Origin of the sequence: Pandoraea anhela (assembly GCF_902459655.1) — a bacterium.
GTDB classification, from domain to species: Bacteria; Pseudomonadota; Gammaproteobacteria; order Burkholderiales; family Burkholderiaceae; genus Pandoraea; species Pandoraea anhela.
In genome coordinates this window covers 40,565-64,566 of record NZ_CABPSB010000024.1, presented here as the reverse complement: position 1 = coordinate 64,566, position 24,002 = coordinate 40,565, and the positions used below count along the sequence as shown (strand labels likewise).

The following is a 24,002-nucleotide window of genomic DNA, read 5'->3' as shown; positions in this document are numbered from 1 at the left end:
TTTGGTCGCAAAGATGAATGACGGCGAAGACGGGTTCACCTGACGATACGGGCGCACGCACCGACCGTCGCCAAACGTTTGCGGTGCAGCATCGGCGCATCGCCCCGTCAGGGCTCGATGAGTAAGAATTTATGCCATTTTCGCAGGCCATGGGTTGCACGCCTGAGCGAGACGTCTAGGATTGCGAGGTACTTCATGATGACAGCACCGACAAGCAAGACAAGAGACGACATCCGCAATCTACAGGAGGAAGCCGATGCAACGCCCCAATGCCATCCACGCCGCCAGCGTTCTGATCTTTGCCGTGACAACGTGGAGCGCGTCACTGCATGCTGCCGATACCGGAACCGCCGCGTCGTCGTCCCTGCCCTCGCAAACGCTCACCGTCGAAGGGCTGTCACAGCCTGCCGACATTCTGATCGACCACAACGGCGTGCCGCACATCTTCGCCGCCAACGAGCGCGACGGCTTCTTCGTGCAGGGCTTCAACGCCGCTCGCGACCGTCTGTTCCAGATCGACCTCTGGCGACGCCGGGGACTCGGCCAGTTATCCGAAGTGTTCGGCCGCGCTTACGTCGCGCAGGACGACGCCGCGCGCCGCTTCGTCTACCGGGGCGACATGGCCGAGGAATGGCGACGCTACGGTCCGGACGCGAAGCCGGCCGCCGAGGCCTTCGCCGCCGGCGTGAACGCCTACATCGACTGGCTCGCGAAGCATCCCGACCAGATGCCGTACGAATTCCGCAAGGTCGGTTACTGGCCCGCGAAATGGTCGGCCGAGGACATCGTGCGTATTCGCAGTCACGGTCTGACCCGTAACCTCAAGAGCGAAGTCGCCCGCGCCAAGGTGGTATGCCAGGCGTCGCTCGACGCAGACAGTGTGCGTGTCGGCCTGCAACCGGCCTGGAAGACGCAGGTGCCCGACGGCCTCGATCCGTGTCTGCCAGACGATCTGCTCAAGGTTTTCGATCTCGCGACGCAAGGCGTGAAGATCACGAAGGACTCGCTGCAACACGCCGACGCAGACGTCGTGCAACTGGCCGAGAGCGGCCCTTACGACGTCTCCACGGAATCGGCGGAAGGCAGTAACAACTGGGTTATCGCACCGCAAAAGTCGGCAACGGGCCGCGCCATCATGGCCAACGACCCGCACCGCGCATACGCCGCACCGAGTCTGCGCTACATCGTGCAGGTCAGCACGCCCACGCTCGATCTGATCGGCGCGGGCGAGCCGGCGATTCCGGGCGTCGCCATCGGACACAACGGCACCATTGCTTTCGGCCTCACGATCTTCAACATCGATCAGGAAGACCTGTACGTCTACGCGCTCAATCCCGCGAACCCCGATCAGTACCGCTACCGTGGCAAATGGGTGCCGATGCGTACCGTCCATGAAACGATCGAGGTGCGCGATGGCGCGCCGGTGCAGACCGATCTCAAATTCACGAAGCACGGGCCGGTGATTTACGTCGACGCCGCCAGACATCGCGCCTATGCGGTGCGCACGGCATGGCTCGAGCCGGGCATGTCGCCGTACTTCGACGCCATGCGCTACATGCGCGCCAAAACGTTTTCACAATTCCGGACGGCGCTCGATACCTGGGGAGCGCCGACCGTGAATCAGGTCTACGCGGACACGTCCGGCAACATCGGGTGGGTGCCAAGCGGCATGGCGCCGATTCGTCCGAACTGGGACGGCCTGATGCCGGTGCCCGGCGACGGGCGTTACGAGTGGGCGGGCTTCTGGCGTCGCGACCAGTTGCCGTCGGCGTACAACCCGGCGAGCGGCTACTTCACGACGTCCAACGAAATGAACCTGCCGGCCGGCTATCCGTATGCGCAGCGCAAGCTGGGCTTCGAGTGGACGAACGGCTCGCGGCATGCACGCATCGACGAAGTACTGAAGGGAATGGACAAAGTCTCGCTGGAAGATTCCGAGCGTTTGCAAAACGATATCGTGTCGATACCGGCCCGGCGTCTGATCGCGCTGCTCGCGCCGCTCTCGAGCGACGACCCGCAGACATCCGCTGCGCTGAAGCTGCTCAAGGGATGGGACGCTCACATGGGTGCCGACTCGGCGCAAGCGGCGCTGGAAGAAGTCTGGTTCAGCCGGCATCTGGGGCGCGCCTACAAGAACGCGGTCCTCCCGAAGACGGCGGCCGAGAGCTTCGGCGCGCCCGATCCGGCGTCGATGCTCGACGCGCTGGAACAGCCTGCGGCCCGCTTCGGGCATAACGGCACGGCCAGCGCCACCGCAAAGCGCGACGCCGTGTTGCTCTCAAGCCTGGGTGACGCGTGGGGCGAAATGGTCAAGCTGCAAGGCGCAGACCCCGCCGCATGGCGATGGGGCAAGCTTCACACGAACCTGAACGCCCATCCGCTCGCGGACGCGGTGGACGTCGAGATGCGCGCCAAGCTCAACGTCGGACCGTTGCCCAAAGGCGGCAGCCCGTTCACGCCGAATCAGTCGACCTATCGCGTGAGCGACTTCCGTCAGACGAACGGGCCGTCGTTGCGCATCGTCGTCGACGTGGGCAACTGGGATAACACGCGCGCGATAAACCTGCCGGGGGAATCGGGCAACCCCGACAGCCCGCACTATCGCGACCTGGCGCAAAAGTGGCTCGACGGCGAATACTTCAAGTTGCCCTACACCCGCGCGGCGGTGGAAGCCGCCACGGAGTCACGACTGCATCTGGTGCCGGAGGCGTCGCGTTGAGTTCGCTAAGTTCGCTAAGTTCACTATGTGCGCGGCTGCAATCCGCGACAACGTGAATAGCACGCTGAAAAACAGCCGGCCGGAATCTCCCGCCGGCTGTCTCCGAGGCTGCAATGTGCGTCTGCCGCGAGGCATCGTCCACCGCACGCATGATCGATCGGTCCGTTGTCGATCCATTGTCGATCCGTCCTCGGTCGATCGATCAATGACCGCCCGGCACGAACTCCGGTTTGTCGCGTTTGATGTTGCGCGCGTCCACGGCATTGGTCGGCACCAGCAGGAGCAGCAAGACGACGCCGACGGAGATCGCCAGAATCGACAGGAACGTAAGGTGTAGCGAATGTTGCAGCACCGCACGAATCGCCTGATCGGCCATCGTGGACACGCCGCGATCTTCCAGCACGTGACGCAACTGGTCGGACGTCACCGGCGCGAGACCGCTGGAATGCGTGAGGCCGAAGTTGAGGACCGCGCCGAAGAGCGTTGCGCCGAGCGTGCTGCCCAGATTCCGCGAAAAGATGTTCGACGCGGTGGCGCTGCCGCGCTGCGACGGATCGACGATTTCCTGAATCAGGACGAGCGCACTCACGCTGCCGGTGCCCATCGAGAAGCCCATCAGCAGCGACCCGAAGCCGGCGAGCAACGGCGAGCTGTTCGGCCCGAGCAAGGCGAAGACGATGCCGCCGACCGGCATCAGCAGACTCCCGCCGACGAGAATGCGGCGCAGGCCGAAACGCGTAAACGTCTTGGCCGCAAGCGTGGCGCCGATCGGCCAGCCGACCATAATCATCGTGAGCGCCATGCCAGCCACGACCGGCGTCTGACGCAGCACGCCCTGCGCGTACACCGGCAGGAATGTCGTCAAGCCCATGAGCACCATGCCCGAGAGCAGCGTCGCCGCATTGGCGGCCGCAATCGGACGGCGGCTCCACAGCGCGAACGAAATCATCGGATCCTTCGCGCGACGCTCTTGCCAGACGAACAGCAGGCCCGCAATAGCGCAGGCGAGCACGCCGCCCCAAACATGCGTGTCGGTGAACGCGTTGGCGTCGGTCAGCGCGATCATCAACCCGGCGACCGCAATGGTGAAGTACACGGCGCCCATCACGTCGATACTCGGACGTTGGCGCGGCGCGTCCTCATGCAGATAAGCGACAAAGCCGGCTGCCGCCAGCAGACCGATCGGAATGTTGATCCAGAAGATCCACGACCAGGACAGATCGCGAATGATGAGGCCGCCGAGCATCGGGCCGAGTACGGCCGAAATGGCCCAGACGCTCGCCAGATAGCCCTGCACCTTGCCGCGTTCGCTGATCGGATAGTGATCGGCAATGATCACCAGGCTGACCGGCTGAATGCACGCGGCGCCGACGCCCTGCAACAGGCGGAAGCCGATCATGGCCGGCATGGACCACGCGAGTCCCCCGCCGAGCGAGGCAATCAGGAAGACGGCAATGCCGATGAGGATGACCGGCTTGCGTCCGTAGATGTCGGCCAGCTTGCCGAACACCACGGTCATGGCCGTCTGCGCGAGCAGGAAAGCGGAAAAGACCCAACTGTAGAGATTCAGGCCACCGAGCTGGGCGACGATTTGCGGCATGGCCGTCGAGATGATCGTCGCTTCGATGGCGACCATGGACGTTGCCGCCATGACGGATGCCACGATCAATGGCCGCACGGAATTGCGTGTCGCAGACATGTGTTTTTTTAAGTGGGGGTGCGTAACAACTTGCGGAAGCGGCATGGCGCCCGCGTGAGGCGCAACAGCCACACCAGATAGCGGAAGACGGGGATCGAACGTGGCGGCGCAGCCGCACGCGTAGTCAAGACGACTTGGGCCTGGCGATGGGCTCAAGCATAGCCGAACGCGGCAAAACGCGTACGACACTCATCGATGGCAGCACTTGTCCTCAACCAAGCCTTACGGGGCGCGGCCCGGTGTGACCAAAACCCTGCCGCGGTCCAGGTTATGGAAGGTTTTGGACGACGAAATACCCGGGCAACGTCACGCGTTGCCCGGGAGCGACACCCGACGTCCCGAAATGCGATAGCCGCTTGCGGCTTATCGTCGCAGTCGGGGCGTCATCGCATTATCACGGAGTGAGAATTTATGGCGCGGCGGTCTGGGTCGACATTAGCCGGCGACAAGGCACGTCACGCGGTGCCGCGATTGCGCTTGATGACCCCGTATATCGCCAGCAGCACGATCGCGCCGATGATCGAGGCGATCCATCCGGCCGATTCGCCTTCTGTGTAGAGGTGCAGGAACTGCCCGACATACTTGGCGAGGAGCGCGCCGGCGATGCCGAGGATGACGGTCATGATGATGCCCATGCTGTCACGCCCGGGATGCAGGGCGCGCGCGATGAGACCGACGATCAGACCGACGACGATGGTGCCGATAATGCCCATGACGTACCTCCAAGGACGGGAACCCGAACGCAGTATAGCCCCGATTTCCGAAGGTCCGTACCCCAGTCTCCCATCGAGGTATCCCTCGCGCCCCGGTCTCGATTACCTCTCGATTACCTCTCGATTACCGCCTGGATGCCCGTCCCCCATTCCGATCTCCGCGCCGTTACGCTTCCGGCCCCCTGGCGTCGCGCCGTTCGGGTTGATCGACGAACGCCGCCACCGTCCCCGGGGGGTGGGCAATCCCGTGCTATCCCCGGTATAAGGGATGACTATTTGTCAAAAGCGGTCGGCTGCGCGATGATGGGGCACGCTGTCCCAACGTGCGGGGTACGCGAGGCCGAGAAAACCGGCATTGCGTCGACGCGCTATAATCAGGGGCTATCAGATCCCCCACATCATGCAACTGCTCGCTCTCGGCCTGAACCACCACACGGCACCCGTCTCGCTGCGCGAACGGGTGGCGTTTCCGTTCGAGCGGATCGAGCCGGCGCTGGCGGGCCTCAAGAGTCTGTGGACAGGCAGCAGCAGGTCGAGCGCCGCCGAGGCGGCCATTCTGTCGACGTGCAACCGCACCGAGATCTACTGCGTGACCGACGACGCCGCTGCCCGTGAGCGCGCGGTGCACTGGCTCTCCCAGTTCCACAACATCCCGGCCAGCGACCTCGCGCCCCACCTTTACGCCCTGCCCCAGTCGGACGCCGTACGTCACGCCTTCCGCGTGGCGAGCGGTCTGGACTCGATGGTGCTCGGCGAGACGCAGATCCTCGGGCAGTTGAAGGACGCCGTGCGCACCGCCGCCGAGGCCGGCGCGCTCGGCACCTATCTGAACCAGCTTTTCCAGCGCACCTTCGCGGTGGCCAAGGAAGTTCGCGGCCAGACCGAGATCGGCGCGCATTCGGTGTCGATGGCCGCCGCCGCCGTGCGTCTCGCGCAGCGCATTTTCGAGAGCATCAGCACGCAAAAAGTGCTGTTCATCGGCGCGGGCGAAATGATCGACCTGTGCGCCACGCACTTCGCCGCCCAGAATCCGAAGGCCCTCTACATCGCCAACCGCACCGCCGAGCGCGGCGAGAAACTCGCCGAGCGTCTGGGTGGCACGGCCATCCGCTTGTCCGAATTGCCGCAGCGTCTGCATGAGTTCGACATCGTCGTGTCGTGCACGGCGAGCACGCTGCCGCTGATCGGGCTGGGCGCCGTCGAGCGCGCCATCAAGGCCCGCAAGCACAAGCCGATGTTCATGGTCGATCTGGCCGTGCCGCGCGATATCGAACCGGAAGTCGGTCGTCTGGCGGATGTTTTCCTCTACACCGTCGACGATCTCGGCGCCGTCGTGCGCGAAGGCAATGCACTGCGTCAGGCGGCGGTCGCGCAGGCCGAAGCGATCATCGAGACGCGCGTGCAGCACTTCATGCAATGGCTCGACGCGCGCAGCGTCGTGCCGGTCATTCGCGACATCCACGGCACCGCCGAGGCCATGCGTGTGGCCGAACTCGAGCGTGCCCAGCGCATGCTCGCGCGTGGCGACGACCCTGCCGCCGTGCTCGAAGCCCTGTCCCAGTCCCTCACCAAGAAATTCCTGCACGGCCCGACCCACGCGCTCAATAACGCGCGCGGCGATTCGCGCGAGCAAATCATTCACCTCATTCCCGAACTGTTCCGCACCTCGGGATCCGCCGACAAATAGATGAAAGCGAGCATGCAAGCCAAGCTCGACCAATTGACGCAACGTCTGGTCGAGCTTGATGGCCTATTGAGCCAGGGCGACGTTACCCGCGACCTGGACAACTACCGCAAGCTCACGCGCGAACACGCCGAGCTGGCGCCGGTCGTTGCGCAATATCAGCAGTACCGTCAGGCGCAGAACGACGTCGCGGCCGCGCAGGAAATGGCGTCCGACCCTGAGATGCGCGAGTTCGCGGAAGACGAAGCCGCGAATGCCCGTGCCCGCATGGACGACATGGAGGGCACGCTGCAACGCATGCTGCTGCCGCGCGATCCCAACGACGACCGCAACATCTACCTGGAAATCCGCGCGGGCACCGGCGGCGACGAATCGGCGCTGTTCGCGGGGGATCTGTTGCGCATGTACACGCGTTATGCCGAACGCCAGCGCTGGCAGGTCGAAATCATGTCGGCGAGCGAGTCGGATCTGGGCGGTTACAAGGAAGTGATCGTCCGGCTGATCGGTCAGGGCGCGTATTCGCGGCTGAAGTTCGAGTCGGGCGGCCATCGTGTGCAACGCGTGCCCGCCACGGAGACGCAGGGACGCATCCATACGTCTGCCTGCACCGTCGCCGTGATGCCTGAGGCCGACGACGTCGCCGAGGTCGAAATCAACCCGGCGGACATTCGTATCGACACGTTCCGCGCGTCGGGCGCAGGCGGGCAGCACGTCAACAAGACGGATTCGGCCGTGCGCATCACGCACTTGCCCACGGGCATCGTGGTGGAATGCCAGGACGACCGCTCGCAGCATCGCAACAAGGACAAGGCGCTCAAGGTGCTCGCGGCCCGCATCAAGGACGCCCAGTTGCGCGCGCAGCAAGCCAAGGAAGCGGCCACGCGCAAGAGCCTGATCGGCTCGGGCGACCGCTCGGAGCGCATCCGCACGTACAACTTCCCGCAAGGGCGGATGACGGATCACCGTATCAACCTCACGCTCTACAAGCTCGAATACATCATGGACGGCGATCTCGACGAGATGATCAACGCGCTGGTGACCGAGCATCAGGCAGAGTTGCTGGCGTCGCTGGGCGAGGCCGCCTGATGACGTCGGGCGCGGCGCAGGGGACTGACGGAAAACCTGGACCGGACGGACAGGTCGATGTGGCCACGGTCGCGTCGTTGCTGCGCGAGCGAGGCTTGCCGCCAGCGGAGTCCCGCATACTGCTCGCTCACGTGCTGGGCTGGAGCCGCACCCAACTGATTACCCGCGACCGCGAGCCGCTCGCCCCCGAGACGGTCGCCCGCTACCGCGCACTGCACGCGCGGCGCGTGGCAGGCGAGCCCATCGCCTACCTCACCGGCACCCGGGAATTCTTCGGGCTGACGCTGGCGGTGAGCCCGTCGGTGCTGATTCCCCGCCCGGAAACCGAACTGCTCGTGGAATTGGCGCTCGCCCGCCTCGCCTCACGGCGCGCCCCTCGCGTGCTCGATCTGGGGACCGGTAGCGGCGCAATTGCGCTGGCCATCGCCCATCGTCGCCCGGATGCGAGCGTGACGGCCGTCGACCGATCGGCCGAGGCGCTGGCCATCGCCCGGCAGAACGCCCGGCAACTCGGATTGGACGCCCATGTCGACTTCCTCGCAAGCGACTGGTACGCCGCATTGCCGACGGATGGCGCGCCTGGGGCTGCCTTCGACATCATCGTCTCCAACCCGCCCTACATCGTGTCGGGCGACGAACACCTCTCCCAGGACGACCTGCGCTTCGAACCGGTCGACGCCCTCACGGATCATGCGGACGGCCTCGCCGCCTTGCGCGTCATCGTCGCCGGCGCCCCCTCGCGACTGCTGCCGGACAGCTGGCTGCTGTGCGAGCACGGCTACCATCAGGCGGCGGACGTGCGCGACCTCTGCACGGCGGCGGGGCTGGTGGACGTGATGTCCGAGCGCGACCTCGCCGGGATCGAGCGCACCACGGGCGGCCGACGCGCCTGAGCGGTGTCCGACGGGCGCGCCGGAAAACCGCTAAAATGCCGGATACGCCGACTTTCCGGCATCCCCACGGGCTTCCGATCATGACTACCCAGCAACGTATCCAGCAAATCGTCTCCGAACACCCCGTCGTCCTTTTCATGAAGGGCAACGCGCAATTCCCGATGTGCGGCTTCTCGGGCCGTGCCGTGCAGATCCTGAAGGCATGCGAAGTGGGCGACCTGTTCACGGTCGACGTGCTGCAAGACGACGAAATCCGTCAGGGCGTGAAGGAATTCGCCAACTGGCCGACCATTCCGCAGCTCTACATCAACGGCGAATTCATCGGCGGCTCGGACATCATGATGGAGATGTACCAGAGCGGCGAACTCAAGCAGGTTCTCGCGGAACTCGCCTGATCTCCCGATCGTCGATCTGCGGTCGATGACGGTTTCGACGGGAGCCTCCCGCCCCCCCGTGCGTCTGGTCGTGGCCATCACGGGCGCGACCGGCGCGGTGTATGGCGTGCGTCTGCTCGAACGCCTGCGCGCCATGGGCGGCGTCGAAACGCATTTGATGGTGTCGAGTGCGGGCTGGCTCACGCTGCGTCACGAACTCGGCCTGGAGCGTTCGGACGTGCAGGCGCTCGCCGATCAGTACCACAGCGTGCGTGAGGTGGGCGCGAACATTGCCAGCGGCTCGTTCGCCACGGCGGGCATGGTGGTCGCACCGTGCTCGATGAAGACGCTCGCGAGCGTGGCGCATGGACTCGCGGACAACCTGATCGCCCGTGCCGCCGATGTTACGCTCAAAGAGCGCCGCCGCCTCGTGCTGATGGTGCGGGAGACGCCCTTCAACCTCGCGCATCTGCGCAACATGACCGCCGTCACCGAAATGGGCGGCATCGTCTATCCGCCACTTCCCGCGTTCTACAACCGGCCGGCATCGCTCGACGCGATGGTCGACGACACGGTCGCCCGCGTCATCGATCTGTTCGGGATTGCCCCTCCCGCCGCCTCCAGCTGGGACGGTCTGGCGAAAGACGCGAACCGGAACGCCGAAGGCTGACGCCTTCATTGACGCACGACGGCCCGCCCGTCGCGGCATCCCGGCAGCCGCTCACCGCACGCCGTCTACCCAACGCTGCAACGTCTCCAGTGCGCCCTGCGCCTGTCCGGCGGCCGACTCCGGTGTCTGCACGCACAATTCCAGCATGATCTCGTTCGGGTCGAGCAGATAGAGATGCTCGCCGTCGCCATGACGCTCGGCGGCAAACGGCACATCATGCGCGCTCAGACGCGATTTCCAGCGATCGAGCGATTCGCGGTCGCGCACGCGCAGGGCCAGATGGTGAATCTGCGTTGCGGGAGTTTCTGGATGGGGTTCGGGCGCGAGGCCGTCGCAATTGAAAAACGCGAGCGCTTCGCCCGGCGCGATCTGATAGCTCACCAGCAAATAAGGCTTGCCCCACAGACGGCTCATGCCGGTCTGCGCCCCTGCCAGCGTGAATCCCATGACCTCGACGTAGAATCGGTGCGTGAGGGTCGCGTCGTAACTCGGATATGCGACGTGATCGATCGCCACGGGGGTTATGCAAGCCACGCGTACCGTGGATTCGACGGCAAGACTGGGGTCTGGTGCGGCGTAGTTCATCACGATCCCCCGGCGTGCGAAGTGGCGACGGCATTCGGGAAACTGCGTCTGTAGTGTAGTCCTGCAACCCGCGTGGCATCAACCGAGTGTCAGCCGGAGCCGCATGGACTATAGTGAAAACGCCACACTTTGCTCGCCAAACGGCATTTGGCGTGCATCCCCCCAGTGGTGTGACAGGTTTGCGACCGGAGTTTTGTCATGGAGACCGCTTTTTCCTCGCTTTCGCCCGTCGTCGTCTACGCCGTCGTGACGCTCGTTTTCGTCATGCTGGTGCTCGTGGTGCCTGCCGGCGCCCGGTGGCGCAACGTCGCATGGCCCACAGCCATGCCGCCGCTCTCGCCCCATCGCCCCGGCGACCTGCTCGGCACCCCGCGCACGCCCTACTGGCGCTCGCCGCACGACACGCAGGATCTACGCCGCCCCTCGTACTTCGCCACTTCCGCCCGCCGCGGCCGCCGCCCCGCCAGTTTTCTCGCCCCACGCGATCACGAGCGCCGCTGAGCGCGTCTGCCTTCAACGCCGCCGAGCCGGGCATCGCACCTCGCCCGGCACGCGTCGCCCGACGCCGCTAGTCGCTAGTCGCTAGTCGCAGGTTCCCTTACGCCTTGTTACATCTGTAGTGCCGCAGTAGCACTGCGCGCTGCTGGTCGTCCGTAAAATTCGGTCACGGATTGCGGGCCTTTGCGCCATGTGCGATGCGTCAAAGACGCCGCAGGCAGGCGCGAACGTGAACGGCACATGCCTATCCGCGCGGGGCACACTAAATCAGAGGAGGAGAACAGATGCAATTTCGTTTCTGGATCGCGACGGCTGCCATTAGCGGCCTTGCAGTTGCGGTCACGTCGGGTAGCGCTTTTGCCCGCACGGACGTGTCGGTCAACATCGGCATTCCCGGTCCGGCCTTCGTCGCGCCGGGCCCTGTCTACGCTGCGCCGCCGGTTTACGCCGCCCCGGCCCCTATGGTCATGGCGCCGCCGCCGGTGGTCTACGGGCCGCCCCCGCGTTACTGGCGCGGTCCGCCGCCGCGTCACTGGCACCACGATCGCGGTTGGGAGCGACGCGGTTGGGAACGACGGGATTGGGATCGTCACGACCGCCATCATCATCGTTAACCGTCTTCGTCGTGAAGGCGAGAAGCCCCGCAAGGTCCGTCGGCCTGCGGGGCTTTTTTTGCCCCCAATCGATCGCGAGTCCCCGGCGTGGCCCGTGATGGGCCCGCCACCTCAGCAAATCGTTGCCATCGGTGTCGCCGTCACTCATGCAATGTCCGCATGACACCTCGCCCATGCCTCGAAGCGCCACGCGTGATTGCGCGCGAATGCATTGGTCGATTTCGAATTGGCGTGGCTCACCTTAAAAGCCCTTACCCCCTCACCCCCTTAAACCCCATTAACCCCCCTTAAAACCCCGATATCCCCTGCATTCTCATGCAACGAAATGAAAATCACTTCACCGGAAAATATCGATTTGGGCATCAATAGCGATAGCAGCAACGATGTCCGTAGTAGCCGCCGTAATACCCTCCGTAATACGGCCGCTCCGGAACGACGACACACCCGGCAAGGGTAACGGCAAGCAATGCGGCAACGACTAACTTCATGATCTGACTCCACAGGGACGAACGCGAATCCGTTCGCTTTCTTTATATCGCCGCGCCTGTAGGAAGCCCATCACGCGTGTGTAAGCCGTGTAAGCGAAGGTTGCCAAACGGGCAATGTGTCGCACTTTGTTACGTAACACGGCAGGTGTGTGGCCGTAACATCGCGCCCCCGGTGTGCCTCGCCCGCCGGAGAGATCCAGACGCCATGCGGGTTTCCGGGATCCGGTCCGCCTGGCATGAGGCTTGCATGTTCTTTCCCGTCGCCCTTTCAAATGCCCCGAAGAGTGCGGCTTTAACTCAAACCCTCCTCCCGTTGCAGACACGGGAGGAGGATTTTTTTCCCATCTCTCCGATCCTTGCCGGTCATGGATTCCGACAAGCGATCACGCCCATTTCCTGCACCGCTAACGTGCATGCGCCTTTGTGTTTTCATTTCATCTGTGCGTTTGAAATGTATCGACGCTATAACCGCTTCGCCTTCCTATGCGATTCATTTATCTTTAAAGCCTTATTGGGTGCGGTTTTCTAAGCGATTTCTCCCGTTATCGGCATTAACCAGATGCGGGTAGGCACCGATCTCAAGTTGCCTATTTCGCTGTCGTAATCGCGTCTATAGAGGACTGCGTTCTCAATTGGGGGGGATGCGCAGATCCTTTTCGTGACGGCCGCACGACACGCGCCGGGGCAAGCGTCTCAGGGGAATAGTCATGGAAATCGCCACGCCTGAATTCCAGATGGAACAACAGGAACTACAGGCTGTCACCGCCGCACTCAACCGCGTGCAGGCCGTCATCGAGTTCGACTTGCAGGGCCGCATTCTTCACGCCAACGAAAACTTCCTGCAAACGGTCGGCTACCGGCTCGACGAGATTCAAGGCCAGCATCATCGGATGTTTTGCGAGCCGGAGTACGCAGCGTCCACCGCGTATCGCGATTTCTGGGCCAAGCTCGGGCGCGGCGAGTTCGACGCCGGCGAATACAAGCGCCTCGGCAAAGGCGGTCGCGAAGTGTGGATCCGTGCGTCGTATAACCCGGTGTTCGATGCCAACGGCGTCGCCTACAAGGTCATCAAGTTCGCCACGGACATCACGGCAGATCGCACCCGTCAGGCAGAGTTCGAGGGCAAAGTGCGCGCCATGGACATCGCGCAGGCCGTCATCGAATTCAATCTCGACGGCACCGTGATCACGGCCAATGACAACTTCCTGAAAACGCTCGGCTACTCGCTCGACGAGATTCGCGGCAAACACCATCGGATGTTCTGCGAGCCGGATTACGTCGCCTCGAACGCGTACCGCGACTTCTGGGCCAAGCTCAATCGCGGCGAATTCGACGCCGGCCGCTACAAGCGCATGGGTCAAGGCGGACGCGAAATCTGGATCCAGGCCACGTACAACCCGATCCTCGACGCGAACGGCCGGCCATATAAAGTCGTGAAGTTCGCTACGGACATCACGCAGCAAGTCGAATTGGAAGCGAGCGTGAAGCGGCGGGCCGAGGAGGATCAGCGCAAGGTGGCGTTGCTGCTCGATACCGTCAATCGCGCGGCGGCCGGCGATCTCACGGGCGAGATCACCGTCACGGGCGCCGACCCGATCGACCAGTTGGCCGACGGCATTCGTCACATGATGGACGACCTGCGCGGCGTGATCGGCAAGGTGGTCCACTCGGCGGGCGAGTTCTCCGGCGCGTCGCGCGACATTGCCGACCGCGCCAATACCGTGGCGACGGGCGCGCAGGCGCTGGGCGCGACGGTCGAGGAAATGAATGCGTCCATCGAGGAACTGACGGCGTCGATCAACTCGATTGCGGACAACACCAAAGGCGCGGACCAGCTTGCCAAGTCGACGCAACAGGAAGCAGAGACCGGCTCGCGCGCCATCGCGCGTTCGATCGAAGCGATGGAACTGATCAACAAGTCCTCGGAGGACATCGGCGAGATCGTGAAGGTCATCGGCGAGATCGCGGGGCAAACCAACCTGCTCGCGTTCAACGCGGCTATCGAAGCGGCGCGCGCCGGCGAGCACGGCCTAGGCTTCTCGGTCGTGGCCGACGAAGTGCGCAAGCTCGCGGAGCGGTCGTCGCAGGCGACCAAGGAAATCTCCAAGCTCATCAACGAGTCGACCAAGCGCGTGACGCAAGGCAGCGACGTATCGCGTCAGGCGGGTGAAGCGTTCGAGAAGATCGTGAACGGCGTATCGCGCACCACGCAAGCGATCTCCGAAATTTCGTGCGCCGCCGAGGAGCAACTCGTTGCGGCGCGCGAAGTGAGCCTCGCCATCCAGCACGTCGCTGAAGAGACGGAGAAGTCGGCGGGGGCGTGCGAGACCATCGCGCAGGCGACGACCGGCCTCAACCAGGGGGCGGAGGAGCTCGATCGCACCGTGTCGCGATTCAAGGTGTAAGCCTCCCCACGTTCACCAGGAGGGCCCGATATGGAAATCGAAGCCGACGCCGACGCCGTCACCCAGCAAGCACTCCTGCGCGCTGTCCACCGGCATACCGGCATCTCGATGAACGAGAAGAAGTGGACGATGTTGCAGGGCCGTCTGCGCCCGCGCCTGCGCACGTTATCGCTACGCTGCTATCGCGACTATCTGGCGTTGCTCGAAAACACGCCTGACGAAGTGCGCAACTTCGTGAACCTCGTCACCACGAACGAAACCACGTTCTTTCGCACGCCGCGCGTGTGGGATTACTTCGCCCAGCATTACCTGCCACGCTGGCAGGCGGCGAACCCGGGTCGCACGTTCCGGATGTGGTCGGCAGCGGCGTCGTCCGGAGAAGAGTCCTACTCGGCGGCGATGATCTGCGAAGAATTCCGCACGCGTCACGCGGGCTTCCAGTATCAGATTCATGCGACCGACATTTCGAGTCAGGTGCTGGCCGTCGCGACGGCCGGCAACTATGGCGGGCGCAGCATCGACGGTCTCAAGCAGCAACGTCCCGCCATGCTCGCGAAGTACTTCCGCCCTTGCGCGGGCGGCTTCACCGTGGCGCCGGCGCTGCGCGCCCATGTATCGTTTGCGGAGCACAACCTGTATCAGCGTCTGGCCTATCGCGAGGCCTTCGATCTCGTCATGCTGCGCAACGTGCTGATTTATTTCGAGGCGGGCGATCAGGAACGGGTGTTGGAAAACGTACGGCGCACGCTTACCCCCGAAGGCGTGCTGATCGTCGGCGAATCCGAGTCGCTCTCGCGACTCTCGACCGGCTATCAGTTCGAGCAACCGCTCATTTACCGCAATCAGGGGGCATCGAATGGGGCAGTCGCATGACATTCAGGTGTTGATGGGCGAGGTGCGCATCGGGCGCGGTGAAGACGTGCTGCGCGCGACCCTCGGTTCGTGCGTCGGCATCGCGCTGATGTGGCGTGCGCGCGGTCTTTACGGTCTCGCACATTGTCTGCTGCCCGAAGCGCCGCAACCCATGCTTGCCATCGGTGCGAAGTATGTGACGCAGGCGGTGCCGTCGCTGCTCGCCTTGATGAAGGCGGACGGCGCGCGTCGCAGCGAAATCGAAGCCGTGATCGCAGGCGGTGGCAATATGATGCCGCACCAGCCGCCGGCCAAACATGGGCTGATCGGTGTGGCCAACGCCAAAATGGCTCAGGCGCTGATCACCGAGACGGGCATCCCGATCGTGCACGTCGAAGTCGGCGGCGAGGTCGGCCGGCAACTGATGATCGACTGCGCGCATCACGCGTTCGTGGTGCGCACCATCGGCTCCAACGGCGGCGCAGCGATGCCGCGTCGCCCGGCGCTCAGACTCGTGGGACGGGAATCATGAATGCACGGACACCGGGATTTCCGTTTCTGCAACGCGACGTCATCGCCGGATCGACGGTTTTACCGCCAACGATATCGCCGTATCAAGGGTATCAGGGGTATCGGGAGACGACGGGCTACGGGACGACGGCCTACGGCCCCCTGCCGGGGATGACGACGCGTGTCGGCCATGCACCGCAGGCGCCGGACCGACGTGCGTCAGACGCCCCGCAGGCACACGAAGCTTCCATTGCGCCGCAAGCGCGACCGCTCGCGACGCCCGCTTCGTCCAGTTCGTCCGCTTCGTCCCGCGCAGCGCGTTCGGACGACGTCGAGGTCTTCGGCTCGTTTCATCTGGGCGATGTGGAATTCGCCCTGCCGATTGCCGCGTTGCAGGAGGTCGTGAATTACCCGGCGCGCGTCACGCCCGTGCCGCTCGCTCCGGCGTTTTTGCTTGGCCTGTTCAATCTGCGCGGCACGCTCATTCCGATCGTCGATCTGAAGCCATTGCTGGCGATTGCGGGGAACGTGAAGGGGATAACGACGCCGATGACGGAGAAGATCGCCATCGTCGACGTGGACGGCGTACGGGTCGGGTTACTGTTCGACAGCACGAGCGAGATCCTGCGTGTGCGGGCATCGCAACGCACGGGCTTCGAATACGATCCGTCGCATACCGCACCGCACGTGGTTTCCGGTGCGATCAAGCTCGACGGCGGCGATCGCATCCTGCAGATCCTCGCTCCCGCCGCGCTCGTGCGCATCGAGAACATGCCGCAGTTGCTCGCGCGTCAGGCACTCACCGCACCGCAGCGCCGCCAGCAGCGTCAGCGGCTCCAATGTGTGTCGTTCACGGTCGAGCACTCGCGCCTGGCGTTGCCGATGGGCGCGATTCGCGAAATCATCCGCATTCCCGATTTGCAGAACTCGGCCCTGGCGAGCGTGTTTTGCGTCGGCATGCTGAACCTGCGCGGCACGGTCGTGCCGGTCATCGACTTCGCGCACTTTCTGGGGTTGCAGGCGAGCCGTCCGGATGCGGAGATTGCCGGCACGGCGTCCGACCCGCGTCGTATTCTGATCGTCAAACAGGAAGACGTGCATTTCGGCTTGCTGGTGGATGCCGTGGATAGCATCGTCACCTATTTTGCCGACGAGTTGCTGGCGATGCCGTCGTTCAGCGCGTCGCATGCGCAACTGTTCTCGGGATGCATTGCGCGTGAGGCGGCGGACGACATCGTGCTGCTCAACGCAGACGAACTCTTCACGCATTCGCAGGTGCTCGAACTCACGCGCGGGCATCGCGAGCTGTATCGCGAGACGGATCCCGCGCAGCGGGCGACGGCGGGCGATGGTGCCTGGCGCGGTGCGGGCGCAAAGTCGTCGCGCGGCACGCGTCATGCCTACGTGTCGTTTCGTCTGCAACACATGCTCGCGGTGCGCCTCGACCAGTTGCGCGAAATCATCCACGATTCGCCGGAGGTGATGCCGGCACCGGGGTCGCCTTCGTTCGTACGCGGCATGCTCAATCTGCGCCGCGAACTGGTGACGATCGTCGATCTGCGTGCGCTGTACGGCATGCCGGCGCAGGACGATACGCAAACGCGCAAGATTCTCGTCATCGAGCACGGCAAGGACAAGTTCGGATTGCTGGTCGACGCCATCGAGAACATCGTAACGCTTGACGACGCGGACAAATTACCGGTGCCTGCGCTGCTACTCGGACGCGCCACGCACGAGATGCGCAACGACATGCGCGAGGCGGTGGAATTGCCGGCGGCGGACGGCGCGGCGCGCACCGCCATGCTGCTCGATCTGCAACCGCTCAAGATGCGGCTGGAGACGGCGCTGGCGCAGTGAGCGGCCGACCTGTCAAAGAAGTGCCGGCGAATCGCGAGCGCCGGTCGTAGGGCCCTGCGGCGTGTCGGGGGGCACGCCGCAGGGGTAGTATGCCGACGTCAGATCACTTCATGACGATGAATGTCGTGCGTGACGAAACCGCGCGCATCGTCGGGCATCGCCAGCCAGTCGGGATTCGCGAGCGTGCGGCGCATGTCGTCGAGGCCGCTCCCCCAATGGTCCAGCATCGTCGCCAGGCCGAACTGGTAGTCCTTGTAGTGCCCCTCGTATTCCTTGTTGCGGTAAATCAACTGGATGACGTTGTACCGCTTGCTGCACGCAATCTCCTCGGCCGCGTGACACCACGGATCGCGCGCACGCACCTCCGCCGGCACCCGGTCCAGCACCTCCCGCAGCACCCGACGATAGTGCTGCGCGCGCTGAAGGTTGTCCGTCACCAGACGCGTTCGGCTCGAAAACTGAATGTCCTTCTGCCGACCCGCGACATCGTTCAGATTGTCCGGCAGCGGCCCGCGCGCACTCCATAAATCGACCTGAAACGCGAGCGTGTCACGCCGTGGCGACGTGCCCAGCACTTCCGAGAGCGGCGTGTTCGACACCAGTCCGCCATCCCAGAAATACTGTCCGTCGATCTCCACCGCCGGAAACCCCGGCGGCAACGCACCCGACGCCATGAAGTGCTCCGCACGCAACCGCTCGCGTGTGTTGTCGAAGTACACGAAGTTGCCCGTTTGCACATTCACCGCCCCGACCGACACACGAATTTCACGCGAGTTGATCCGGTCGAAGTCGGCAAACCGCTCCAGCGTGCCGCGCAGCGCCGACGTGTCGTAATAGCTCGCATGCGCCGGGTCGCCCATGGCGGTCGGCAACGGCTGCGGCCAGCGCGGCGTGAAGAACCCCTTCTGCCCCTCGACCAGCGCGCGCCACGCCTGCCATGCGCTGTAGGCAATGCGCCCGGATTCGGGACCGTTGAGGATGGCCGCCTCGACCGGCGCCGGCAAGGGCGGAAAGACGCCCGGCTCGCAAATCGTCCGCCAGAACGCTTCGAGCTGCGCCACCCGACGCTCCGGCGCATTGCCCGCAATGATCGCGGTGTTCAGCGCACCGATGGAAATGCCCGCGATCCAGTTCGGCGCAATGCCCGCTTCGTACAACCCGGCATAGACCCCGGCCTGATAAGCCCCGAGCGCACCGCCACCCTGCAAGACGAGCGCCACCGTCTCGTAAGGCGGCAGATCGATGGCGCGTTTGGGGACTTTCGGCGGGTTGGCCGTCATGACCGTTCTCCTGATGCGTGTTGCGTGAACCGGAAGGGCTGACACCACTCCGGCACACGCCTGCTGTGAATTTCGTGAATGCCGTGAATGCCGTGAATGCCTTGAATGCGATGCATGCGGCGACGGCTCCCGGGGGACGGCGAACCACCGGGCGCCGACCGAGTTACTGCATGAACCACCCGTGGCTTACCACGAACGATTGCCCGGTGAACGCGGCTGTCGGGAACGTGGCGAGAAAGAGCGCCGTCTGCGCCACGTCGTCGACCGTGGTGAACACGCCATCGACGGTGCCGCCGAGCATCACCTTCTTGATGACCTCGTCTTCCGAAATCCCCAGTTCCTTCGCCTGCTCCGGAATCTGTTTGTCCACGAGCGGCGTGCGCACGAAGCCCGGGCAGATGACATGCGAGCGCACATTGTGCTTCGCGCCTTCCTTGGCCAGCACGCGCGCCAGCCCGAGCAACGCGTGCTTGGCCGCCACGTAGGCCGACTTCAGCGGCGATGCCTCATGCGAGTGCACCGAGCCCATGTAAATGACGATGCCACCGCGGTCGTCCCGGTACATGTGCTTGAGCGCCGCCTTGGTCGTGAGGAACGCGCCGTCCACGTGAATCGCCTGCATCTTCTTCCAGTCGGAGAACGCGTAGTTCTCGATGGGATTGACGATCTGGATGCCCGCGTTCGAAATCAGGATGTCGATCGCGCCGAACGTCTGTGCAACCTTGTCGATACCGCTGTTCACGGCGTCCTCGTTGGTGACGTCCATCGCCACACCGATCGCTCGGCCACCAGCGGCCTTGATCTCCTCGGCGACGGCATCGGCGCCCTGCTGATTCAGATCGGCGATGGCAATGGCGGCACCGGCACGTGCCAGCGTCAATGCAATCTCCTTGCCGATGCCGCTGGCGGCCCCGGTCACCACGGCGACCTTCCCATTCAACTGATTCACTGACTGGCTCATTTGCACACTCCTGATTCGTCAAAATGGCGGGTCGTGCGGCGCGTGAAAGCTCACGCACGACGCGTCGGACACTGGCGGATGGCGATCTGGCATACCCCGAGAACACAATGCGGGCGTGCCTGGCCGCCGCACAAACAGAAAAGGCGCCTTGCGGCGCCTTTTCCTGCATTACCGCGCGATCGGCTTGTAGCGGATTCGCTTCGGTTTTGCTGCCTCCTCGCCGAGGCGTTTCTTCTTGTCCGCCTCGTACTCCTGATAGTTGCCCGGGAAGAACTCGACGTGCGAGTCGCCTTCGAAGGCCAGAATATGCGTGGCGATACGATCGAGGAACCAGCGATCGTGCGAGATGACCATCACACAACCGGCGAACTCGAGCAGCGCGTCCTCGAGTGCACGCAGGGTTTCGACGTCCAGATCGTTCGACGGTTCATCGAGCAGCAGCACGTTGCCACCGGAGATCAGCGTCTTGGCCATGTGCAGACGGCCGCGCTCACCACCGGAGAGCGAACCGACCTGCTTCTGCTGGTCAGAGCCCTTGAAATTGAAACGGCCGATGTAGGCGCGCGACGGCGTCTCGTACTTGCCCACGGTCAGCACGTCGGCGCCGCCCGAAATCTCTTCGAACACGGTCTTGGTGCCGTCCAGCGCATCGCGGCTCTGGTCGACGTATGCCATCTTGACCGTCGGGCCGACCTTGATCTCACCGCTGTCCGGCTGTTCGCGACCCGTGAGCATCTTGAAGAAAGTCGACTTACCGGCGCCGTTCGGGCCAATGATGCCGACGATGGCGCCCGGCGGCACCTGGAAGCTCAGGTCGTCGATCAGCAGACGGTCGCCGAAGGCCTTCGACACGTTCTTGAATTCGATGACCTCATTACCCAGACGCTCACCCACGGGGATGAAGATTTCCTGGGTTTCGTTGCGCTTCTGGTATTCCTGGCTGTTCAGCTCGTCGAAACGGGCGAGACGCGCCTTCGACTTCGCCTGACGGCCCTTCGGGTTCTGGCGCACCCATTCCAGTTCCTTCTTGAGCGCCTTCTGACGCGCCGATTCGCTCGACTCTTCCTGCTTCAGACGCTGTTCCTTCTGATCGAGCCACGAGCTGTAGTTGCCCTTCCAGGGAATGCCATGGCCGCGGTCGAGTTCGAGAATCCACTCGGCAGCGTTATCGAGGAAGTAGCGATCGTGGGTCACGGCGACGACCGTGCCGGGAAAGCGCGTGAGGAACTGTTCAAGCCAGTCGACGGATTCGGCGTCGAGGTGGTTGGTCGGCTCGTCGAGCAGCAGCATGTCCGGCTTCGAGAGCAGCAGGCGGGCCAGCGCCACGCGACGCTTTTCACCGCCGGAGAGCACGCCGATCTTGGCGTCCCATGCCGGCAGACGCAGCGCATCGGCGGCGACTTCCAGCGTCTGCTCGATGTTGTTGCCGTCGCTCGCGGCCAGAATCGCTTCGTACTTGGCCTGCTCGGCGGCCAGCGCGTCGAAGTCGGCGTCCGGCTCGGCGTAGGCGGCATAGATTTCGTCGAGCTTCGTGCGGGCTTCCATGATCTCGCCCATGCCGCCTTCGACGGCCTCGCGCACGGTCTGCTCCGGGTCGAGTTGCGGCTCTTGCGGCAGATAACCGATGTTCAGGTTCGCCATCGGGATCGCTTCGCCCTCGATTTCCTTGTCGACGCCCGCCATGATCTTGAGCAGCGTCGATTTACCCGAGCCGTTCAGACCCAGCACGCCGATCTTGGCGCCCGGGAAGAACGACAGGGAGATGTCCTTGAGGATGTGACGCTTGGGCGGCACGATCTTGCCCACGCGGTTCATGCTGAATACGTACTGTGCCATTCGGCTTTCCTGATCCTGAAACGGTTATGACGGCTCACGGGCGAGCGCCAGACAGCGGCAAGTTTATCAAAGCGCAGCACGCACAGCATCGGGTGCGTCGATGACGAGGTCGTGGCCCGCGTAGGCGCAGCACGGCAGCAACCAGCCGTCCGCCTTCTCGTCGCGCGACAGTCCCGGCCATTCGATCCGGTAAGTGACCGGTGCGCCGGCGCCGCCGGTGCGCGCCTGACACAGACAGGCGCGGCACGTGCCGTTGCGGCACAGACTCGGCAGCTTGATGCCCGCCGCCTGCGCCGCGAGCAGGATCGGCACATCGGCCGGCGCATCGAACTGCCAGCCGGACGGCAGCAGCGTGACGCGGTATGGCCCGGCAGCGGGTGCGGCTTGGGGTTTGGCGGGAACGGGAGAGTCCAAGGAATGAACGGCGCGACGGGGATCAAAACGCTACACGGCGCGACTTGCGCCAACGCGCTACCATACCCTACTTCCGAGTCCCCAATCCCATGTCCACAAGCCCCAAGGATCTCCGCCCGCCGGCCGCCGCCGACGCGTCGCCACCCGTCACTGCGCGTCCCGCCGCTCATCTTATCGATACCGCCGGGCTCGAGGCCGAGTTGCATGCGTTCGCCGATGCCCGTGACTGGCATCGCCATCACACGCCCAAGAACCTCGCGATGGCGTTGTCGGTCGAAGTCGCTGAACTGGTCGAAATCTTCCAGTGGCATACGGATGCACAAGCCAAGGCCGTGATGCAAACGGAGGAGGCGCGGCATGTCGAGCAGGAACTCGCCGACATCGCCATGTACCTCGTGCGCCTGTCGATGGTCCTCGGTGTCGACCTCAATCGCGCGGTGGCCGAGAAGCTTGTGATGAACGCGCAGAAGTATCCGGCGCCAAAGACGTAGGACGACCGGGCGGGGGCGAGCGGATGCGCAAAGCGGCATGGCCCCGTGCGCCGGCACCGACGTCGATGCCGCCCCCCTTGCAATCGGGCGTCGCGCCCGCATAACCGCAAGAGTCCGCCCCGAATTCCGATCCGACAACGCTATGTCTCAACCCCGTCAAGCTTCGCAGGCCACCCAGACCTCGCCCGGCGCGGGCCACACGCACGGCAAGCCGTCCAAGCGCACGTTGCCCGCGCGCCCGCGCTGGTTGATGCTCGCGATCATCGCTTTGCTGCATGCTTACATCGGCTGGCGGCTGCTCACGCCGCTGCCGGTCGCCCTCGGCTGGAAGGTGCTCGGCGGCCTCTGGCTCGCCGCCTCGACCGTGCTGATTCCGCTCGGCCTGATGAGCCGCGCCATCCAGAGGGAGCCGCTCGCCACGCTCCTCACGTGGACAGGCATGACGGCCATCGGCATCTTTTCGTCGCTGTTCGTGCTGACATTGCTGCGCGATGTCGTGCTCGGCGTGGCGATGGCCTTCTCCGCGCTCGACGCGCAACTCGTCGCCCGCTCGGCCGTGATCGTGCTGATCCTGACCGCGGCCTCGACAGTGCTTGGCTTCTACAACGCCCGGCGTCTGGCGCGTGTCGTCGAGGTCGACATTCCCATTGCCGACCTGCCGCCCGAGCTCGAAGGTTTCACCATCGTGCAACTGAGCGACATTCACGTGAGTTCGACGATCCGGCGCCGCTACATCGAAGCGATCGTGGAAGCATCGAACGCACTCAAGCCGGATCTTGTCGCCATCACCGGCGATCTGGTCGATGGCGGCGTGCCGGCCTTGCGCGATCACATCGCACCGCTCGGGCAACTCACCTCGCGCCACGGCACTTACGTGTGCACGGGCAACCACGAGTATTACTCGGGCGCGCCCGCCTGGGTCGCAGAGTTGCGACGCATCGGCCTCACCGTGCTCGAAAACGAGCATGTGGTGCTCGAACACGAAGGCGCGTCGCTCACGGTGGCCGGGGTCACGGACTTCACGGCACACCATTTCGACGAAGCGAAGCGCAGCGACCCGATGGCGGCCGTGGCCGGTGCGCCCCAGGGCGTGCCGCGCGTGCTGCTGGCCCATCAGCCGCGCAGCGCGCCGGCGGCGCAGGCGGCCGGCTTCGATCTGCAACTGTCCGGACACACGCATGGGGGACAATTCTGGCCGTGGATGTACTTCGTCCCCCTGCAACAGCCGTTTGTACACGGCCTGCACCGGTTGGGCCGACTGGCGATCTATGTGAGCCGGGGAACCGGCTACTGGGGCCCGCCGAAACGCTTCGGCGCCCCGTCCGAAATCACGCGCATCCGGCTCGTGCCGGGCACGCCGGGCAAGGCATGAC

The 24,002-nt window shown here is 64.3% G+C and carries 23 protein-coding genes; 15 read left to right on the top strand and 8 right to left on the bottom strand.

Features of this window, described 5'->3' with window-relative positions:
• The first annotated feature begins 256 nt into the window (after positions 1-256).
• Positions 257-2,719, top strand: coding sequence for a penicillin acylase family protein (locus tag PAN31108_RS23330; RefSeq protein WP_150671145.1), 2,463 nt, complete (start codon positions 257-259; stop codon positions 2,717-2,719).
• 202 nt (positions 2,720-2,921) lie between these two features.
• On the opposite strand, the gene PAN31108_RS23325 is transcribed toward PAN31108_RS23330, so the two are convergent.
• Both PAN31108_RS23325 and PAN31108_RS23320 read right to left on the bottom strand, forming a co-directional pair.
• On the bottom strand, positions 2,922-4,418 hold the full coding sequence (locus PAN31108_RS23325) for an MDR family MFS transporter (protein ID WP_150671144.1): 1,497 nt from the start codon (positions 4,416-4,418) through the stop codon (positions 2,922-2,924).
• Positions 4,419-4,873: 455 nt separating this feature from the next.
• Complete coding sequence (locus PAN31108_RS23320; RefSeq protein ID WP_150671143.1) at positions 4,874-5,131, bottom strand: GlsB/YeaQ/YmgE family stress response membrane protein; 258 nt, start codon at positions 5,129-5,131, stop codon at positions 4,874-4,876.
• Between the two features lie 400 nt (positions 5,132-5,531).
• Between PAN31108_RS23320 and hemA the strand changes: the two genes are divergently transcribed.
• The 5 genes from hemA to PAN31108_RS23295 all read left to right on the top strand — a co-directional run bounded on the left by hemA (position 5,532) and on the right by PAN31108_RS23295 (position 9,838).
• Positions 5,532-6,818 (top strand): glutamyl-tRNA reductase, encoded by a 1,287-nt coding sequence (gene hemA, locus PAN31108_RS23315; RefSeq protein ID WP_150671142.1) that lies wholly within the window; start codon positions 5,532-5,534, stop codon positions 6,816-6,818.
• Positions 6,819-7,901, top strand: coding sequence for a peptide chain release factor 1 (gene prfA / locus PAN31108_RS23310; RefSeq protein WP_150671141.1), 1,083 nt, complete (start codon positions 6,819-6,821; stop codon positions 7,899-7,901).
• On the top strand, positions 7,901-8,794 hold the full coding sequence (gene prmC / locus PAN31108_RS23305; RefSeq protein WP_150671140.1) for a peptide chain release factor N(5)-glutamine methyltransferase: 894 nt from the start codon (positions 7,901-7,903) through the stop codon (positions 8,792-8,794). Before prfA ends, prmC begins: the two co-directional genes overlap by 1 nt.
• Positions 8,795-8,874: 80 nt before the next feature.
• On the top strand, positions 8,875-9,189 hold the full coding sequence (grxD, locus tag PAN31108_RS23300) for a Grx4 family monothiol glutaredoxin (RefSeq protein ID WP_150671139.1): 315 nt from the start codon (positions 8,875-8,877) through the stop codon (positions 9,187-9,189).
• Between the two features lie 25 nt (positions 9,190-9,214).
• On the top strand, positions 9,215-9,838 hold the full coding sequence (locus tag PAN31108_RS23295; RefSeq protein WP_150671138.1) for a UbiX family flavin prenyltransferase: 624 nt from the start codon (positions 9,215-9,217) through the stop codon (positions 9,836-9,838).
• A gap of 51 nt (positions 9,839-9,889) precedes the next feature.
• Here the strand turns inward: PAN31108_RS23295 and PAN31108_RS23290 are convergent, their stop codons facing one another.
• Positions 9,890-10,423, bottom strand: a complete 534-nt coding sequence (locus PAN31108_RS23290) for a VOC family protein (protein WP_150671137.1) — start codon at positions 10,421-10,423, stop codon at positions 9,890-9,892.
• Positions 10,424-10,621: 198 nt separating this feature from the next.
• Here PAN31108_RS23290 and PAN31108_RS23285 point away from each other — a divergent pair, with 198 nt between their 5' ends.
• Positions 10,622-10,924, top strand: a complete 303-nt coding sequence (locus PAN31108_RS23285) for a hypothetical protein (RefSeq protein WP_150671136.1) — start codon at positions 10,622-10,624, stop codon at positions 10,922-10,924.
• A 281-nt stretch (positions 10,925-11,205) separates the two neighbouring features.
• Positions 11,206-11,535, top strand: a complete 330-nt coding sequence (locus PAN31108_RS23280) for a hypothetical protein (protein ID WP_150671135.1) — start codon at positions 11,206-11,208, stop codon at positions 11,533-11,535.
• Positions 11,536-11,897: 362 nt separating this feature from the next.
• Here the strand turns inward: PAN31108_RS23280 and PAN31108_RS27050 are convergent, their stop codons facing one another.
• Positions 11,898-12,023, bottom strand: coding sequence for a hypothetical protein (locus tag PAN31108_RS27050; protein ID WP_281350147.1), 126 nt, complete (start codon positions 12,021-12,023; stop codon positions 11,898-11,900).
• Between the two features lie 247 nt (positions 12,024-12,270).
• Here PAN31108_RS27050 and PAN31108_RS26510 point away from each other — a divergent pair, with 247 nt between their 5' ends.
• From PAN31108_RS26510 to PAN31108_RS23260, 5 genes are all read left to right on the top strand, one after another.
• Positions 12,271-12,552, top strand: coding sequence for a hypothetical protein (locus tag PAN31108_RS26510; RefSeq protein ID WP_174995117.1), 282 nt, complete (start codon positions 12,271-12,273; stop codon positions 12,550-12,552).
• A gap of 178 nt (positions 12,553-12,730) precedes the next feature.
• On the top strand, positions 12,731-14,428 hold the full coding sequence (locus PAN31108_RS23275) for a methyl-accepting chemotaxis protein (RefSeq protein ID WP_150671134.1): 1,698 nt from the start codon (positions 12,731-12,733) through the stop codon (positions 14,426-14,428).
• Between the two features lie 30 nt (positions 14,429-14,458).
• Positions 14,459-15,301 carry a CheR family methyltransferase gene (locus PAN31108_RS23270; RefSeq protein WP_150671133.1) on the top strand — a complete coding sequence of 281 codons (843 nt, stop codon included), beginning with the start codon at positions 14,459-14,461 and terminating at the stop codon, positions 15,299-15,301.
• Complete coding sequence (locus PAN31108_RS23265; RefSeq protein WP_150671132.1) at positions 15,285-15,812, top strand: chemotaxis protein CheD; 528 nt, start codon at positions 15,285-15,287, stop codon at positions 15,810-15,812. The genes PAN31108_RS23270 and PAN31108_RS23265 overlap by 17 nt, the downstream gene beginning before the upstream one ends.
• On the top strand, positions 15,809-17,647 hold the full coding sequence (locus PAN31108_RS23260; protein WP_150671131.1) for a chemotaxis protein CheW: 1,839 nt from the start codon (positions 15,809-15,811) through the stop codon (positions 17,645-17,647). The genes PAN31108_RS23265 and PAN31108_RS23260 overlap by 4 nt, the downstream gene beginning before the upstream one ends.
• A 98-nt stretch (positions 17,648-17,745) precedes the next feature.
• Here the strand turns inward: PAN31108_RS23260 and PAN31108_RS23255 are convergent, their stop codons facing one another.
• The 4 genes from PAN31108_RS23255 to PAN31108_RS23240 all read right to left on the bottom strand — a co-directional run bounded on the left by PAN31108_RS23255 (position 17,746) and on the right by PAN31108_RS23240 (position 22,138).
• Entirely contained in the window at positions 17,746-18,927 is a 1,182-nt protein-coding gene (locus tag PAN31108_RS23255; protein ID WP_150671130.1) for a DUF3734 domain-containing protein, read from the bottom strand.
• Between the two features lie 163 nt (positions 18,928-19,090).
• Positions 19,091-19,888, bottom strand: a complete 798-nt coding sequence (locus tag PAN31108_RS23250; protein ID WP_150671129.1) for a 3-hydroxybutyrate dehydrogenase — start codon at positions 19,886-19,888, stop codon at positions 19,091-19,093.
• A 168-nt stretch (positions 19,889-20,056) separates the two neighbouring features.
• The gene (gene ettA, locus PAN31108_RS23245; protein WP_150671128.1) at positions 20,057-21,724 is read right to left on the bottom strand and encodes an energy-dependent translational throttle protein EttA; all 1,668 of its coding nucleotides are present in this window, start codon (positions 21,722-21,724) and stop codon (positions 20,057-20,059) included.
• 66 nt (positions 21,725-21,790) lie between these two features.
• Entirely contained in the window at positions 21,791-22,138 is a 348-nt protein-coding gene (locus PAN31108_RS23240; RefSeq protein WP_150671127.1) for a 2Fe-2S iron-sulfur cluster-binding protein, read from the bottom strand.
• Positions 22,139-22,227: 89 nt separating this feature from the next.
• Between PAN31108_RS23240 and PAN31108_RS23235 the strand changes: the two genes are divergently transcribed.
• Together PAN31108_RS23235 and PAN31108_RS23230 are read left to right on the top strand one after the other, a co-directional pair.
• Positions 22,228-22,629: a nucleotide pyrophosphohydrolase gene (locus PAN31108_RS23235; protein ID WP_150671126.1), complete on the top strand. Its 402-nt coding sequence runs from the start codon at positions 22,228-22,230 to the stop codon at positions 22,627-22,629.
• 250 nt (positions 22,630-22,879) lie between these two features.
• The gene (locus PAN31108_RS23230; protein ID WP_150671158.1) at positions 22,880-24,001 is read left to right on the top strand and encodes a metallophosphoesterase; all 1,122 of its coding nucleotides are present in this window, start codon (positions 22,880-22,882) and stop codon (positions 23,999-24,001) included.
• Position 24,002 lies beyond the last annotated feature (1 nt).

Bases quoted from the DNA above. Each gene is read 5' to 3' on its own strand.
- ettA (WP_150671128.1), bottom strand. From the start codon at position 21,724: ATGGCACAGTACGTATTCAGCATGAACCGCGTGGGCAAGATCGTGCCG.
- PAN31108_RS23235 (WP_150671126.1), top strand. From the start codon at position 22,228: ATGTCCACAAGCCCCAAGGATCTCCGCCCGCCGGCCGCCGCCGACGCG.
- PAN31108_RS23250 (WP_150671129.1), bottom strand. From the start codon at position 19,888: ATGAGCCAGTCAGTGAATCAGTTGAATGGGAAGGTCGCCGTGGTGACC.
- prfA (WP_150671141.1), top strand. From the start codon at position 6,819: ATGAAAGCGAGCATGCAAGCCAAGCTCGACCAATTGACGCAACGTCTG.
- PAN31108_RS23290 (WP_150671137.1), bottom strand. From the start codon at position 10,423: ATGAACTACGCCGCACCAGACCCCAGTCTTGCCGTCGAATCCACGGTA.
- PAN31108_RS23275 (WP_150671134.1), top strand. From the start codon at position 12,731: ATGGAAATCGCCACGCCTGAATTCCAGATGGAACAACAGGAACTACAG.
- PAN31108_RS27050 (WP_281350147.1), bottom strand. From the start codon at position 12,023: ATGAAGTTAGTCGTTGCCGCATTGCTTGCCGTTACCCTTGCCGGGTGT.
- prmC (WP_150671140.1), top strand. From the start codon at position 7,901: ATGACGTCGGGCGCGGCGCAGGGGACTGACGGAAAACCTGGACCGGAC.
- PAN31108_RS23320 (WP_150671143.1), bottom strand. From the start codon at position 5,131: ATGGGCATTATCGGCACCATCGTCGTCGGTCTGATCGTCGGTCTCATC.
- hemA (WP_150671142.1), top strand. From the start codon at position 5,532: ATGCAACTGCTCGCTCTCGGCCTGAACCACCACACGGCACCCGTCTCG.
- PAN31108_RS23285 (WP_150671136.1), top strand. From the start codon at position 10,622: ATGGAGACCGCTTTTTCCTCGCTTTCGCCCGTCGTCGTCTACGCCGTC.
- PAN31108_RS23255 (WP_150671130.1), bottom strand. From the start codon at position 18,927: ATGACGGCCAACCCGCCGAAAGTCCCCAAACGCGCCATCGATCTGCCG.
- PAN31108_RS23230 (WP_150671158.1), top strand. From the start codon at position 22,880: ATGCTCGCGATCATCGCTTTGCTGCATGCTTACATCGGCTGGCGGCTG.
- PAN31108_RS23265 (WP_150671132.1), top strand. From the start codon at position 15,285: ATGGGGCAGTCGCATGACATTCAGGTGTTGATGGGCGAGGTGCGCATC.
- PAN31108_RS23330 (WP_150671145.1), top strand. From the start codon at position 257: ATGCAACGCCCCAATGCCATCCACGCCGCCAGCGTTCTGATCTTTGCC.
- PAN31108_RS23325 (WP_150671144.1), bottom strand. From the start codon at position 4,418: ATGTCTGCGACACGCAATTCCGTGCGGCCATTGATCGTGGCATCCGTC.
- PAN31108_RS23295 (WP_150671138.1), top strand. From the start codon at position 9,215: ATGACGGTTTCGACGGGAGCCTCCCGCCCCCCCGTGCGTCTGGTCGTG.
- grxD (WP_150671139.1), top strand. From the start codon at position 8,875: ATGACTACCCAGCAACGTATCCAGCAAATCGTCTCCGAACACCCCGTC.
- PAN31108_RS23260 (WP_150671131.1), top strand. From the start codon at position 15,809: ATGAATGCACGGACACCGGGATTTCCGTTTCTGCAACGCGACGTCATC.
- PAN31108_RS26510 (WP_174995117.1), top strand. From the start codon at position 12,271: ATGTTCTTTCCCGTCGCCCTTTCAAATGCCCCGAAGAGTGCGGCTTTA.
- PAN31108_RS23280 (WP_150671135.1), top strand. From the start codon at position 11,206: ATGCAATTTCGTTTCTGGATCGCGACGGCTGCCATTAGCGGCCTTGCA.
- PAN31108_RS23270 (WP_150671133.1), top strand. From the start codon at position 14,459: ATGGAAATCGAAGCCGACGCCGACGCCGTCACCCAGCAAGCACTCCTG.